Here is a 14,337-nt window from a genome sequence, read left to right as displayed (position 1 = left end):
GCCGAAAGCAGGTACGGCATGAGCCGCATCTTGAGCTCAGTGAAGTGGCGCAGCACATCACTAGATTCGTCGTCCACCAGCCATGGCACCCGGTACGAGGCTGAACCATGCAGCCGTGAATGGGACGACAACAAACCAAACGCGATCCAGCGCTTGAAGAGCTCCGGGTCAGGAGTTCCTTCGAATCCGCCGATGTCATGGCTCCAGAAGGCGAATCCCGAGGACGCGAGGGACAGGCCGCCGCGGAGGGATTCGGACATCGCGGAGAAGGTGGACTCGCAGTCCCCGCCCCAGTGCACGGGGAACTGCTGTCCGCCCGCCGTTGCTGAGCGGGCGAACAACACTGCCTCGCCTTCGCCCAGCTCCTTGGTGAGCAGGTCAAAAACCGCCCGGTTGTAGAGCTGCGCATAGTAGTTGTGCATCCGTTGGGGATCGGAACCGTCGTGCCAGGCCACGTCGGTGGGAATGCGCTCGCCGAAGTCCGTTTTGAAGGAATCCACGCCTTGGTTCAGCAGCGCGCGCAGCTTGTCCTGGTACCAGGTGACGGCATCCGGATTGGTGAAATCCACCAGGCCCATGCCTGCCTGCCACATGTCCCATTGCCAGACCGAGCCGTCCGCCCTCTTCACGAGATAGCCCAGCTCCGCTCCTTCACGGAACAGGTGCGAGCGCTGCGCTATATAGGGGTTGATCCACACGCACACCTTGAGCCCCCGCTCGTGGAGCCGCCCGAGCATGCCTTCGGGGTCAGGAAAGGTGGCAGGGTCCCAGACGAAGTCGCTCCAGTGGAAGGCACGCATCCAGTGGCAGTCGAAGTGGAATACGGACAGCGGAAGCTTGCGCTCGGCCATCCCGTCAATGAAGGACATTACGGTTTTCTCGTCATAGTCGGTGGTGAAGGACGTGGAGAGCCACAGCCCGTAGGACCAGGCAGGCACCTTGGCGGGCCTGCCTGTCAGCTCGGTGTAACGGCGCAGAATCTCCTTGGGGGACGGTCCGTGGATCACAAAATACTGGAGTTTCTGCCCCTCAATGCTGAACTGCGTCCGGGACACCACTTCGGAACCGATTTCGAAGGACACGCGCTCAGGGTGGTTCACGAAAACGCCATAGCCCGCATTGGTGATGAAGAACGGCACGTTTTTGTAGGCGAGTTCACTGGACGTGCCGCCGTCCTCATTCCAGATGTCGATCGACTGTCCGTTCTTGACCAGCGGCCCGAACCGCTCGCCCAGGCCGTAGACATTGGTGCCAACGCCGAGCGTCAGCTGTTCGTGGACAAAATGCTTCCCGTCCTGGTCTGTGATCACGCCGATGCTGCGGGGCACCGAGCTGGTCAGCAGCCGGCCGTCACCCAGGAAGTCAACGTTCCAGTCGCCCGCTGTGTTGATTCGCGCGGTGAGGCCACCGGAGCTGAAGGTGGACGTGCCGCCGTCGTTCCCGATGCTGATATCCGCTGCTCCTTCCTTGAGCTCGAAGTGCGGCCCATTGTCCACGCCGCCCTGGAAGTGTTCAATGGTCACGCCAATGACATCCGGGAGGGGCGACTCGAACGTGATGGTCAGCTGGGGGCAGTTCAAGGCATCGCCGCGGTCCGCGATCCTCTTGGTGGGCGCATAGACCGTCAGCTTGTCCTGCGAAGCTTCCACATCCGACACATCCCGCGGATGTAGCGCGGACAGGCCCTTACGGTAGAGCCAGTAGCCGTCCGTGAATTTCATGCTGTTCCTCTATTTCCCTAGTTCTTTGAGTACAAGCGCCCCGAAAGGCGGCAAGGTCAGGTGCTGGCCGTGCTCAGCCCCGGTGAGCAGGTCCACGGACGCCCAGCCGAGCCGGACCGCCTGCGGCAGGTTCGAATGATTAAGCAGGAACAGGTGGCCGCCGCGGCTGGCCGCTTCCACCGGTTCCGGAAGCGGTGCGGCCAGCGGGGAGGCGATGCCGGCTGAGTCCAGGGCTGCAGCCAGAACCAGGTCCAGCGCCTCCGCGGGAAGGTCGGCGCCGACGTACCAGGCACTCCCCTCGCCTTTGCCGTTACGTACGACGGCGGGCTTGCCTTTCAGACGTCCCTCGCCAAAGCGCGCCAGGGCTTCCGCGGTTTCCTCCCTGAGCGCCAGGTCCTCCGCCCAGATACTGGCGTGCCAGGATGCTTCAGCCTGTTTTCCGGATACCTCGCTGCCAAACTCAATGCCCAAGGGGGACGCGAGCGGCAACCACTCTTCACCGTCCACACCAAGAAGTTCCGCCAGCACTCCTGGGAAGCGTCCGGGAACGAGATGGCCGTTTTTGTCCGCCACAGCACTGAACGGGCCCACCACCAGATGCCCGCCAGTCTGCACAAACGTGCCAAGTGCTTCGGCGTTCTGCTGCTCTAGTAAGAACAGGCTCGGCGCCAGGACCAGCTCGAACCTGCCCAGGTCCGCGGAAGGATGGACCACTTCAACGGCGAGCCCCCTGCGGAGAAGCGGCGCGTAGTAGGCCTGGATCTGCTGCAGTACTTCCAGCCGGCTGGTGGGGGTGTCCGGTGATTCCGCGGCCCACCAACTGTCCCAATCAAAGAGGACTGCGATCTTCGCCTTGCACGCTGTGCCGGCCAGCTGCCGCAAGGATTGCAGGTCATGACCGAGTTCAGCCACTTCACGGAACCCCCGCGTGTGTTCACCGGCCAGGGGCACTACGCCGGAGTGGAAGCGTTCAGCGCCGAAACTGGACTGGCGGAACTGGAAGTAGCAGACGCCGTCGGCACCGCGCGCTATGGCCGACAACGCATCCACCCGCAGTTCCCCCGGTTCCTTGGCCACGTTGTGTTCACGCCAGTTCACCGCCGACGTTGCGGATTCGATGAGCAGCCACGGTTCGCCGCTGGAGAGCCCCCGGCACAGGTCGTGGGTCAGAGAGCCCAGCCTGTGGGAGTTTGGATCGGCCGGGTCGGTGTACCAGTCGTTGGCCACTACATCCGTTTCCTTGGCGAAAGAGAAGTAGTCGGCGCCACGGAAGAATCCCATCAGGTTTGTAGTGATTGGGCTGTTGGGATCGTAGCGGCGGATTATGTCGCGTTCCCCGCGGTAGAGGGACAGCAGTTGGTCGGACGTGAATCGCTGGAAGTCCAGGGTTTGGCTGGGATTGACCAGGTAAGGCGCGCGCCGCGGCGGCATGATCTCGTCCCAGCTGCCATACCGCTGGCTCCAGAAGCTGGTGCCCCAGGCGCGGTTCAGCTCCTCCATCGATCCGTAACGCCGCACCAGCCAGGCGCGGAATGCAAGCGCACTTTCGTCGTCGTAGCTGATCTGCCCCAACTCGTTGCCCACGTGCCACATGGCAACTGCGGGATGGTTCGCATACCTTTCGGCCAGCGACTCCGTGATGGCAGCCGCAGCCCGGCGGTATCTGGCGGATGACGGGCTGAACTGGTTGCGCGAGCCGTACCAGAGGGTGTGCCCGTCCGCGTCCACCGGAAGCGTTGTGGGGTAATCGTGACCCAACCAGGGCGGCGGTGATGCTGTGGGGGTGGCAAGGCACACCCGGATGCCGCCGTCGTGCAACAGGTCCAGAACGTTGTCCAGCCAGCCGAAGTTACGGGCACCTTCGGTGGGTTCAAGCATGGCCCAGCTGAACACCCCTACCGTGGCAAGGTTGATGCCGGCCTGCTGCATCAGCCGGATATCCTCCGGCCAACTTTCCACGGGCCACTGCTCGGGGTTGTAGTCAGCGCCGTGGATGAGTCCCAGCGTCTCCGTCAGGGAGTCCAGGCCGCGCTTAGGGATGAAAGTGGGAGAAAGGCCAAAGTTGTTCATGGTATCGAATCGCTTCAATCGAGGTTGGAGATCTGTGGGTGCTTTGGAGCGGGCTTGCCTAGAGGAACCAGTCGAATTCAATCGAAACAGTTGGCCGTTCCGAACTGTCTTTGTGGCTATGATGGTGTTCCACGCACAGAGGAAGGAAGTGGTCCATGGCCACCATGAATGACGTCGCCAGGGCCGCCGGGGTATCGACCAGCACCGTGTCCTACGTGCTGAGCGGCAAACGGACCATCTCCGAAGAAACGCGGGAGCAGGTCCTCGCAGCCATCAGGAAGCTTGACTACAGCCCCCACTCCGGCGCCAGGGCCCTTGCCTCCAGCAGATCCAACGTGCTTGGCCTGATGGTCCCCCTGCGGGCGGACGTAAACGTCAGCGTGATCATGCAATTCGTGGCGGGCGTTGTGACTACTGCCCGGGATTACAACCAGGACGTTCTGCTCCTGACCCAGGACGACGCCGATGGCATCCACCGTGTGACTTCCCAGTCCATCGTGGACGGGCTGCTCATGATGGATATCGAAGCGCGTGATACCCGTATCCCCCAGCTTGCGAAGCTCCGGAAGCCCGCTGTCCTGATCGGCTTCCCGGACGATCCGCAGGGCCTGAGCTGCGTGGATTTCGATTTTGCAGCTGCCTCCCGCACTGCCGTGCGGCACCTGGCGGAACTCGGCCACAGGAGCATTGGCTTCATCGGCTCCCCGCAGGCCTCCCTGGAGCGTCACGCCACTTATGCCGACCGCGCCCGCAAAGGCTTTGAGGATGCTTGCCAGGCTGCGGGCATCAGCGCCGCCCTGAAGGCCTGCGAACCCACGTCCGTTGCCCTGGCCGCCGCCCTGGACGCCATCCTCGCGGCTCCGGAGCCCGCCACATCCCTGGTGGTCCACAATGAAGGACTGCTCCCCCTGCTGCGGGAAGCCCTCGCCTTGCGCGGGCTGCAGATCCCGAAGGACATCTCGGTTGTTGCCATTGCTCCCGAAGATGCGGCCATGGCCGCCGCCCACCCGTGGACTGCGGTGTCCATACCTGCCCATGACATTGGACGTGCCGCCGTCGAAATGGTCATGGACCGGCTCAACTCGGACAAGCCCGTGGAGATCCGGCTCATTGTGCCCGCCCTGGTGCAGCGCGAAACTTCCGCAGTCCGCGGCTAGGAGGGCCTGGCCGGCGCTGTTCAAGGTCACCCCTTCACCGCACCGATCATGACTCCCTTGGTGAAGTGCTTTTGCACCAGGGGGTAGACCATAAGGATGGGCACCACGGCCACCACGATTACTGCCATCTGCAGGGCCAGGGACGGTGCTGCCCCCTGCCCCACGGCAATCTGGCCCGGGACCATGACGCCCTGCAGGACATAGGAGCGCAACACCACCTGGAGCGGATTCATGGCGCTGTCGTTGATATAGAGCACCGCGTTGAAGAACGCGTTCCAGTAGCCCACTCCGTAGAAGAGGGAAATAACAGCTGTCACTGCTTTGGACATCGGGAGCACGATCTGGAACAGGATCCGCCATTCGCTGGCTCCATCGATCCGTGCGCTGTCCAGGATCCCGCGGTCTATCCCCATAAAAAAGCCGCGCAGAATGATGATGTTGAACACCGATATTGCACCGGGCAGAATCAACGCCCAGTACGTGTTGATCAGGCCCAGGCCGGATACCAGGAGGAAGGCCGGAATCATCCCGGCGCTGAAGAACATGGTCAGCAGCAGCGTGAACAGGATCGGCGTGTGGGCAAAGGAGCCCGGGCGTGACAGGCCGTACGCGCAGAGCACCGACACCACCATGCTGAGCAGCGTCCCCACCGCGGTGACGCCCACGCTGACCAGCACCGCCCGGGTAACCACGCCCCCGCTGATGATCTGGCGGTAGGCATCCAGGGTGATCTCCCCCGGCACAATCACCATTCCGCCAGCCGATGTAATGGTGGCCTGGGAAGAAAGGCTGGTCAGGACGATTGAGTACAACGGGCCCAGCACGGCGATCACCACCATGGTGAGCACGGCCGCCTTCCCGACCTTCGCCGCCGCGTGCGGTTCCTCCTCCCAGGCCGGCCGGGATGACTTTTTGGTGCGTAGGGCCTTTGAACCAGTCCCTGCCGGTTTGGTTATGGTGCTCATGACTTTGAGTACACCCCGCTCTCTCCGAATAGATGGGCAAGTTTGTTGGCTCCCAGAATCAGCGCCAGGGACACGACGCCCTTGATCAGGCCGGCCGCGGCTGCGTAGCTCCAGTCACCGTTTTGGATGCCCGAGTAGTACACAAAAGTGTCCAGAACTTCGGACGCTTCTGCGCCCACGGCGTCGCGTTGCAGGATCAGCTGTTCGAATCCAACGGACAAGGAATCGCCGAGGCGGAGAATGAGCAGCAGGATGACGACTCCCCGGAGCCCTGGCAGCGTTACGTGCCACATCCGGCGCCAGCGGTTCGCTCCGTCCACAGCCGCCGCCTCGTACTGCTCCTGATCGATGGCGCTGAGGGCGGCCAGGAACACGATGATTCCCCAGCCGGCGTCCTTCCAGATTGCCTGTGAGGTAATCAGGAACAGGAATGTGTCCGGGTTGGTCATCACGTCCATGGCCTGCCAGCCCTGTGCCCGCAGGCCCTGGCTTACGAGGCCCGCACCTCCGAACACCTGCTGGAAGACGGATACCACCAGCACCCAGGAAAAGAAGTGCGGCAGGTAGACGATTGCCTGGATGGTGGAACGCAGTGCCGGGGACAGGATGGAGTTGAACAGCAGGGCCAGAACAATGGGGATGGGGAAGAAGAAGACCAGCTGGAAGGCCGTGATCACCAGCGTGTTCTTTACTGCGAGCCAGAAGCCTGGATCCCCCAGGACGCGGGTAAAGTTGTCAAGCCCGACAAAGGGGCTGTCCGGGATGCCCACGAACGGTGAGTAGTCCTGGAACGCCACGATGTTGCCGAGCATCGGAACATAAGCGAAGACCATGAGCAGCGCTATGGCCGGCAGTGTCATCAGCACCAGGGACTTGTCCCGCCTCAGCCTGGTCCGCACGCCCGCTTTCTTGCGTGGCGTGGATTGGCCACCTTGGCGGGTGCCGCCGGCGTCTGCGCGATAACTGCCCTGTGCTGGAACCGCTGAAGCGGTCAAGGTGGATTCGGTGGTAGTCATAACGGGCGTCCTAGGCGTTCAGGAATCCTGCGTAGAACTCACGCAGTTCATCTCCGCCGTTCTTCTTCCAAGTGGCAATGGCGCCGTCAAGATCAGAGATACTCTTGCGCCCGCGGAGAATGTCCTTGGCGAGGTCCTCGAACGGCTTCCCCAGGGAGCCGAACTTGTTGGGCTCCTGGATCTGCAGGCCGTAGAAAAGGCCGTCAACCACGTTCGGGGCCTGGCGGACTTCCCAGTCCGTCTTTGCCTTCACATAGCCGGGGTACTGGACGAAGTTGTTCACTACCGTGGAGTTCACCAGGAACGCATACGTGCTGGTGACCTCCTCCTTGCCCTTGGCCGTGGCGTGGGGAACGTTCTGCGCGTCGAGGGTGTAATGGATGCCTTCAACCCCGTTGTTGATCAGCATGTTCTCCTCTGTGCCGAAGGGGGCGGCAGCGAAGTTCGCCAGTGCGAGCATTTCCTCCACCTTGGCTGGATCGTCCGTTTTCTTGATAAAGCTGAAGATGCCTGCCGGTGCGCCACGGAAAAGTGTGGGCTTGCCGCCGTCGGCAGCAAAAAAGTCCATGGGCTGCTGCTGAAACTTCGGGTTGCTGGGCAGGACCCTGGCCAGGGCCTCATGCCAGCCACCCACGCCGTCGTTGGTCATCAAGACCGCACCGGACTCGAAGCGCTGTTTTGCCTGTTGCGAGTTGCCTGCCACAGCGTCCGGGTGGACCGCGCCTGAAGCGAAGAGTTTTGCGCCCCATTCCAGGGCGGCCCGGTATTCATCTGTCTCAAACTTGTTCTGGAGCTTGCCGTCCACCAGTTTCCACTTGGACACCACTCCATGCATGATCTGCGCGCCGTTCCAGATGTCATCTGAGCCCCAACGGTTCTTGGCCGGGTCCGTGAGTTCCTTGGCCACTGAGATATATTCATCGGCGGAATTTGGCTGTTCCAGGCCCAGCTCGTCGAACAGATCCTTACGGTAGAAGATGGCGTCCGTAATCTGCTCGGCCGGATATGGCAACCCGTAGAGGCCACCCTCAAAGCAGCTGTACTTCCAGGCAGCGGTTGGGAGATTTGCGAGGTTGGGGTATTTCTTGACCTTGTCACCGGCAAGGTACTCGGAAAGGTCCGTGAAGAGGCTCTTGGCTGCCTGCCCGAACCGCGGGGGGAGGTTCCACCCTGGTATGACCACCCAGTCCGGTACATCCTTGGGTGAAGCCAGGACTGTCTGGATCTTGTCCGCGTAAGTGTTTCCGTCGTTAACCTGGAAATTCAGCTTCGCGCCCAACCGTTCATTGACGGCCTTGTAATAGCCGTTGTCGGCCTGAGGGATTGCCCACCAGGCGGGGCTCATGACTGTGTAGCTGCCGCCCTTGCCCGGAACACCCTGCACGGACTTGACCAAGGATGAGGGCATGGTGGTGAAGCCCGCTGCGGAACCGTTCACACTGGCGATGTCCGGCTTGACGATGTCCAGCGGTATGTAGCTGGGCACAAGCTTGGACATGGCGTCAGCCATCCCCGCGGAGGTTGTGGCCTGCGGGGCCCCGCCCCCGCTGCTGCATGAGGTAAGCGCAGGGATGGCAGCAAAGGCCACCGCTCCACCCATGAGGCTAAGGAAGGACCGGCGCCCTACTCCCGTCCGGCCGAGCTCCTTCAGGGACGCACTGCGTTCAGGTGAGGCATTGTTTCCAAGCATTTCTTGCACTCCTTTGTGTGGACTTCTGGTGGCCTGACCCAAGCCTGATTGCCGGGCCGGCAGTTGCCCTGCGCAGCTTTGCGAGAGGGTAACTTCGCCTGGGATTTGTCGAACTTGGATCAGAGAAACTATCGAAGCGTTTCGATTGCCAACAGCCTAGATCATGACAAATCAGACCGCAAGGCTTTTTTGTGTTGCAGCTCACAGGCCGAAATGCCACAATGTTTGCCAGTCACTCGATACGCAAGCGCTTAAACAATTCGCCCCAAGGATGGCCTACGATGCCAATCACAATTGACGCCACAACCGCTGCCACTCCTGAGGCCATGCTGGCCCGCCTCACACTGGAGCAGAAGATCGCATTGCTCCATCAGCATGCCCCCGCCGTCGAAGCCCTCGGCCTTGCTCGGTTCCATACCGGCGCTGAGGCTGCCCACGGCGTGGCCTGGCTCGGGCCGGCCACCGTTTTCCCGCAGCCCGTGGGCCTGGCTGCCAGCTGGGACGCTGATCTGATCCGCCGCGTAGGCACCGCCGTCGGCATGGAAGTCAGGGGCAAGAAAGCGGAGGATCCGAGCGTGAGCGTCAACGTTTGGGCACCGGTGGTGAACCCTCTTCGCCACCCGCTCTGGGGGCGCAACGAGGAAGGGTTCTCCGAGGACCCGCATCTGACGGCCTTCCTTGCCTCCGCGTACTGCGCGGGGTTGAAGGGCGAACATGAGCGTTACTGGCTGACCGTCCCCACGCTGAAACACTTCCTGGCGTACAACAACGAGACTGACCGCAACGTCACAAGCAGCCAGCTGCGGCAGCGCGTGCTTCATGAGTACGAACTGCCCGCTTTTCGCGGTCCTATCGAGGATGGTGTGGCGGGCGCGGCGATGCTTTCCTACAACCTGATTAACGGACGCCCGGCCCACGTTTCGGACCTCGTGGCCGGCGAGCTGCGGCAGTGGCGGAACGGCGAGGACATCACCGTCGTCACCGATGCCGGCGCCCCGTCCGCGCTGTACACCGCCGAGAAGTATTTCGACGACGGCCCGTCCGCCTACGCGGCCGCCCTCCGCGCTGGCGTGGATAACTTCACCGAGGACGGCGACAACCCTGCTCCATCGCTGCAGCACCTCCGCGAGGCACTGGACCGCCGGCTGGTCACGGAGGCGGACATCGACCGCGCAGTCATCCGGTTGCTTACCTTGCGGGAACGGACCGGCGAATTCGAGCCAGACGGCGGCCCGTATGGCTTTGTCGGCTCCGACAAGGTGGGCGATCCAGCGCACGTGGAACTGGCCCGGGAAGCAGCGCAGAAGTCTGTGGTGCTGCTACGGAACGAAGCGGGTCCAGGCGCGGAGGAAGCAGCCGGTCCTCTCCTTCCGTTGGGGGCAGAGCCAGGGAAGATCGCGGTGATAGGTGCCCTCGGCTCCACCGTCCTGAGCGACTGGTACAGCGGCACCCTGCAGGATGAGGTCAGCATTGTCGAAGGCCTGTCCAAGCGCTACGGCAACGTGGTGGCGGAGCCAGGCGTGGATACGGTGTCGCTCCGATGTGTCCGGACCGGCACGTACCTTGGCGCCGGTGGCCCCGAAACCGCGCTCTCTGCCGGTGCCACAGCCCCCGGGCCGGCGGAAACGTTCCTGCTCAAGGACTGGGGCGGCGGTGAATGCACCCTGCAGTTCCCCGCTACTGACAAGTTCGTGGCGGCCACCGGCTACTACCTGACCGCGTCGGCTGACCGGGTGGGTGGCTGGGTGGTGCAGGAGACCTTCCGTCTCCATCCCAATTCGGACGGATCCGTGTCCATCCAGCACATCGGCACGGGGAAGTGGGTGCGGATTGAGGCGCACACCGGAAGCGCCGCCCTGTCCGCCGGAACCGAAGAAACGGCGGACCGCTTTACGCTGCGGACCGTCTCCTCCGGCCAGCAGGCCGCCCGCGAGGCAGCCTCCGCAGCGGATGTCGCCGTCGTGGTTGTGGGAAACGATCCCCATCTGGGCGGCAGGGAGACGATCGACCGGACCACGCTGGCACTTCCGCAGGAGGAGCAGGAACTCATCCGGCTGGTGCGTGAGGCCAATCCCCGGACCATCCTGGTGATCGTTTCCTCGTACCCGTACTCTCTGGGCGCCCTGACAGACACGCGCGCGATTGTGTGGACGTCGCATGCCGGCCAGGAGCTGGGCAACGGGCTGGCTGATGTCCTCAGCGGAGACGCTGAGCCGAGCGGACGCCTGCCCCAGACCTGGTGGGCGCGCGACTCGGATCTTCCGGACATCCTGGACTACGACCTCATCGCGTCCCGCGGCACGTACCTGTACAGCGACGCTGAGCCGCTGTTCCCGCTGGGGCACGGCCTGGACTACAGCACCGTCAGCTACGAATCTGCTGTACGGGCCGACGATAGCCTGGATGTGGTCCTGCGCAATACGGGAAGCCGCACGGCACACGAACTGGTGCAGGTGTACGCGGCCTCCCCCGGCCACCGCTTCGACTTCCCGAGGCGGCTGCTCGTGGCGCACCGGCGGGTTCAGCTCGAACCAGGCGAGCGAATCACGGTACGGATAACCGTACCCGTGGACCGGCTGGCCACTTACAGCGTCACCGCTGGCCGGATGCTGGTTGAACCCGGCACGTACCAGCTGATGGTGGGTCCCTCGGCAAACGATCTTCCCGTGGGCGTTGAGTTGACGGTCACCGGCGAAGGCAGCGGGCCGCGCGCCCGGGGCACCTGGATTCGGGCAGAACTGTTTGATGACTACTCCAACCTTGCGCTGGTGCCGGAGAGTCCGTTGGCAGGCACCGCCGTCGCACCGGCGTCCCCGGCGCAGAGTGCGACGGCGGTCTACCGCGGTTGGCAGGGCCTCGCTCCTAAGGGGGCGTCGTTCCGGCTCTCAACCACGGGTTACTGCAGGATTGCGGTCCAGCTTCCTGGCCTGGGCGGGACCTGGCGGGACTGTGCCGACGCAGCAATACGGCCCGGGTTCAACGGTGAACTTCGTCTGGAGATGGCAGGCCACAGCGCTGAATTCGAGGCGGTTCGGATTGTTCTGAAGGGGCCGGTTACGGTGAGCGCACTGCACCTGGACGAGTAGAACCATGATCCCCCACGCACCCTGGTTTACCGAGGCCAGGCTCGGCATGTTCATCCATTGGGGCCTCTACGCTCTGCCGCGCGGCATGAATGGGTCATGAACCGCGAACGGATCCCGGCTGCCGAGTACGGGAAGTTCTTCCAGCATTTCGAACCGGATCTCTATGACCCCGGGAATGGGCCCGTGCGGCCAAGGACGCCGGCATGAAGTACGTGGTCGACTGGCCATACCGGGCGACGTCGCTACGCCGGAACAGTACCAGCTTTCCGAGTCCCTGGCCGCAGACGGTGTCCCGACGCCGTGGGAGGCGTGCCAGACTCTCAACGGCAGCTGGGGCTACGACAGCGACAATTTGGACTACAAGCCCGTAAACCTTCTGGTGAGAATGCTCGTCGATGGTGTCTCCAAGGACGGAAACATCCTCCTGAACGTGGGCCCGACTGCCCGCGGCAACTTTGACCCCAGGCCATGGAGTCCCTGCGCGGGATGACGTCGGCGCATAGTGGGCGGAAGTGGCCCACTCAGGCAGCTCCATAGATCCGCTGCCCCTGGTTCTCGGCGCGCCCAGCTCGGCTGACGCCCAACAAGAGGGGCGCCCTGGGCAAATCCGGCCGAGATCCGCTCCCACCAGCGGGCGGCGAAGGTGTCTATTTTGTCCCGCTTCCGTCGTCGTCGGCCGCTTCGGCACCTTCTTCCGCTTCGACCATGGCCGCCTCGCTGAAGGGGACGGCTGCCTGCAGCCCCGTCGTTCCCCGAACCGGGCCGAGCCGGCGCTGGCGCAGCGGGTCGCGGCGCAGGTCAGCGTACAGTGCGACACAGAGCCCGATGATAATCAGCACAAACGGGCTGGCGGCCAGGATGGTGAAAGTCTGCAGGGCGGCGAGCCCGCCGACGGCCAGCAGGACCGCGGCCACCGCGCCGGTGAGGAGGGCCCAGAAGATCACCAGCGGCTTCCACGGATGCTTGCTGCCGCGTGTGGATAACGTCCCCAGAACCAGGGCGCCGGCGTCGGCACCGCTGATGAAGAAAACGGCGGTCAGAACCATAACCACCAGCGCCGCCCCGATGAAGAAAGGGTAGTTCTGCAGGGCTGCGAAGAACCCTGCCGCCTCGCTGCCGGTTCCGGCGATGTCCACGCCGTTCAGCTGCTGGTTCATGCCGGCTCCGCCGAAGATGACAAACCACACAATGCTGACGGCGGTGGGCACCAGCAACACGCCCAGGACGAATTCCCGGATAGTGCGCCCGCGGGAAATCCTGGCGATGAAAGTGCCGACAAACGGGGTCCAGGAGATCCACCAGGCCCAGTAGAAGATGGTCCAACTGGCCAGCCAGTCACTGCCTCCGAACACAGCCGAATGGAAACTCATCGGGACCAATTCGGTCAGGTAGGCACCGATGGCAGAGGGCAGCAGATCCAGGATGAAGAGCGTGGGGCCGGCCACAAAGACGAACAGCAGCAGGACTCCGGCCAGGACCATGTTGGTGTTGCTGTGTTCAGTGCCACTGACTCTAGAAACGAAGCTGGGTCCAAATGTAGGAGTCTCTCCAGCGGGGTTCCTCGAACGCCCATGAAGTGATCAGAGCTTGTGCCGCCCGCATGTCAGGAGCACTTGTGCTGAAGTGCTGGTCAGGAGTCCCGTCCCGGTATTCGACGAGGTAGGTGCCGTTAGCGTTGCGGGAAGACTGAATATAGGTCTGTCCCGTGACGTCGACCAAGCGTTCGACGATTGCGAAGGTTTCATCGCTGTTCTCAATGTCTTCCAAGAGCATGAACAGTAGATCCTCCGAGGGATCATCCCAGGTTTCACCTGACTCATTCGATGCCCTGAGCGTCGGTATCACTTGTGTTCCCCTAACCTTTTCCCCGCATGAGCTGTCTACTGATGTTCGTAACCTTATCCCTGCGTTTGAAGGGGGGGCGGTCCGCAACCAGATGCACTCAAAACTCAATGACATCGAAGCGCTGTCCGTAAGCCGATCGTCTACCGGCACGCTTGAAAGAGCACCAATTCCGATCGCCCGTCGTCGGCTGTCACCCCGCGAATCTTCGCGAACCGACCGACGGACTGGAAACCTAGAGCCTCGTGCATTCTGATGGAAGCCGTGTTGTGTTCGTTCGCGAAGTAATAAACGGTCGAAGACTGAGACCAGATCCACTCCACCCGCGCGCTGGTGAGAGCAGAACCGATTCCCCGCCGGCGGGAATTCGGAGGGACGACGACACCCCCTAAATAGTGGCCCGCAGGGGCTTTGCCATCGGGTTCGCCATGGAAGTGCGTTTTGGCTACGCCGACGATCTCATCTTGTATGGACGCTACCAACACGATCCGCTCGCTTATCGGGGCAACCATTTCTGGAGTCCAGCGTGCGCGGTCGCTGACATCGCAGATCGCGACCACCTGTTCCAGGTCGTCCAGGGTCGCCTCGCGTATCTGCATCCATAGAGCTTACTGAGGGGGCTGAGCGGGGCCATTAAAGTTCCCCGCCAGCCGTAGATCAGACGACGCTTCATCACCCCGTAAGGGATCCTCTCGGGCAGTCGGATTGCCCGGTCAGGGTTCGGCGGATTCAGGCGGTCATTGCAACAGGAGTTCTTCGATCAGTTCGATCGGTTTTTTGAACTCTAGTC

At 62.7% G+C, this 14,337-nt stretch carries 12 protein-coding genes; 4 read left to right on the top strand and 8 right to left on the bottom strand.

Annotated elements, in window-relative coordinates; all coding sequences use genetic code 11:
- Both yicI and RIN13_RS18700 read right to left on the bottom strand, forming a co-directional pair.
- Positions 1-1,721: alpha-xylosidase (yicI, locus tag RIN13_RS18705; RefSeq protein ID WP_309108821.1), on the bottom strand; the 1,721-nt coding region annotated here is incomplete at its 3' end.
- A gap of 9 nt (positions 1,722-1,730) precedes the next feature.
- Complete coding sequence (locus RIN13_RS18700) at positions 1,731-3,791, bottom strand: beta-galactosidase (RefSeq protein ID WP_309108820.1); 2,061 nt, start codon at positions 3,789-3,791, stop codon at positions 1,731-1,733.
- 155 nt (positions 3,792-3,946) lie between these two features.
- Between RIN13_RS18700 and RIN13_RS18695 the strand changes: the two genes are divergently transcribed.
- Positions 3,947-4,948 carry a LacI family DNA-binding transcriptional regulator gene (locus RIN13_RS18695; protein ID WP_309108819.1) on the top strand — a complete coding sequence of 334 codons (1,002 nt, stop codon included), beginning with the start codon at positions 3,947-3,949 and terminating at the stop codon, positions 4,946-4,948.
- A gap of 26 nt (positions 4,949-4,974) precedes the next feature.
- Here the strand turns inward: RIN13_RS18695 and RIN13_RS18690 are convergent, their stop codons facing one another.
- Genes RIN13_RS18690 through RIN13_RS18680 form a run of 3 tightly spaced genes read right to left on the bottom strand, consistent with a single transcriptional unit; the run spans position 4,975 to position 8,619 of the window.
- Positions 4,975-5,913, bottom strand: a complete 939-nt coding sequence (locus tag RIN13_RS18690) for a carbohydrate ABC transporter permease (RefSeq protein ID WP_309108818.1) — start codon at positions 5,911-5,913, stop codon at positions 4,975-4,977.
- On the bottom strand, positions 5,910-6,929 hold the full coding sequence (locus RIN13_RS18685; RefSeq protein WP_309108817.1) for an ABC transporter permease subunit: 1,020 nt from the start codon (positions 6,927-6,929) through the stop codon (positions 5,910-5,912). The genes RIN13_RS18690 and RIN13_RS18685 overlap by 4 nt, the downstream gene beginning before the upstream one ends.
- A 10-nt stretch (positions 6,930-6,939) precedes the next feature.
- Positions 6,940-8,619 (bottom strand): extracellular solute-binding protein, encoded by a 1,680-nt coding sequence (locus RIN13_RS18680; RefSeq protein WP_309108816.1) that lies wholly within the window; start codon positions 8,617-8,619, stop codon positions 6,940-6,942.
- Between the two features lie 281 nt (positions 8,620-8,900).
- On the opposite strand from RIN13_RS18680, the gene RIN13_RS18675 reads away from it, so the two are divergent.
- The 3 genes from RIN13_RS18675 to RIN13_RS18665 all read left to right on the top strand — a co-directional run bounded on the left by RIN13_RS18675 (position 8,901) and on the right by RIN13_RS18665 (position 12,195).
- On the top strand, positions 8,901-11,705 hold the full coding sequence (locus tag RIN13_RS18675; protein WP_309108815.1) for a glycoside hydrolase family 3 C-terminal domain-containing protein: 2,805 nt from the start codon (positions 8,901-8,903) through the stop codon (positions 11,703-11,705).
- Between the two features lie 4 nt (positions 11,706-11,709).
- Positions 11,710-11,805 (top strand): alpha-L-fucosidase, encoded by a 96-nt coding sequence (locus RIN13_RS18670; RefSeq protein ID WP_309108814.1) that lies wholly within the window; start codon positions 11,710-11,712, stop codon positions 11,803-11,805.
- 63 nt (positions 11,806-11,868) lie between these two features.
- Positions 11,869-12,195, top strand: a complete 327-nt coding sequence (locus RIN13_RS18665) for an alpha-L-fucosidase (protein WP_309108813.1) — start codon at positions 11,869-11,871, stop codon at positions 12,193-12,195.
- A gap of 157 nt (positions 12,196-12,352) precedes the next feature.
- On the opposite strand, the gene RIN13_RS18660 is transcribed toward RIN13_RS18665, so the two are convergent.
- From RIN13_RS18660 to RIN13_RS18650, 3 genes are all read right to left on the bottom strand, one after another.
- Positions 12,353-13,186 carry a BCCT family transporter gene (locus RIN13_RS18660; protein WP_309108812.1) on the bottom strand — a complete coding sequence of 278 codons (834 nt, stop codon included), beginning with the start codon at positions 13,184-13,186 and terminating at the stop codon, positions 12,353-12,355.
- Between the two features lie 31 nt (positions 13,187-13,217).
- Positions 13,218-13,478, bottom strand: coding sequence for a hypothetical protein (locus tag RIN13_RS18655; RefSeq protein WP_309108811.1), 261 nt, complete (start codon positions 13,476-13,478; stop codon positions 13,218-13,220).
- A gap of 212 nt (positions 13,479-13,690) precedes the next feature.
- The gene (locus tag RIN13_RS18650; RefSeq protein WP_309108810.1) at positions 13,691-14,146 is read right to left on the bottom strand and encodes a GNAT family N-acetyltransferase; all 456 of its coding nucleotides are present in this window, start codon (positions 14,144-14,146) and stop codon (positions 13,691-13,693) included.
- Between the last annotated feature and the right edge of the window lie 191 nt (positions 14,147-14,337).

This window comes from Arthrobacter sp., assembly GCF_031179985.1.
Classification (GTDB): Bacteria; Actinomycetota; Actinomycetes; order Actinomycetales; family Micrococcaceae; genus Arthrobacter.
Note: the sequence above shows the minus strand (reverse complement) of the source record. Positions and strands in the feature narration are given on the sequence as shown.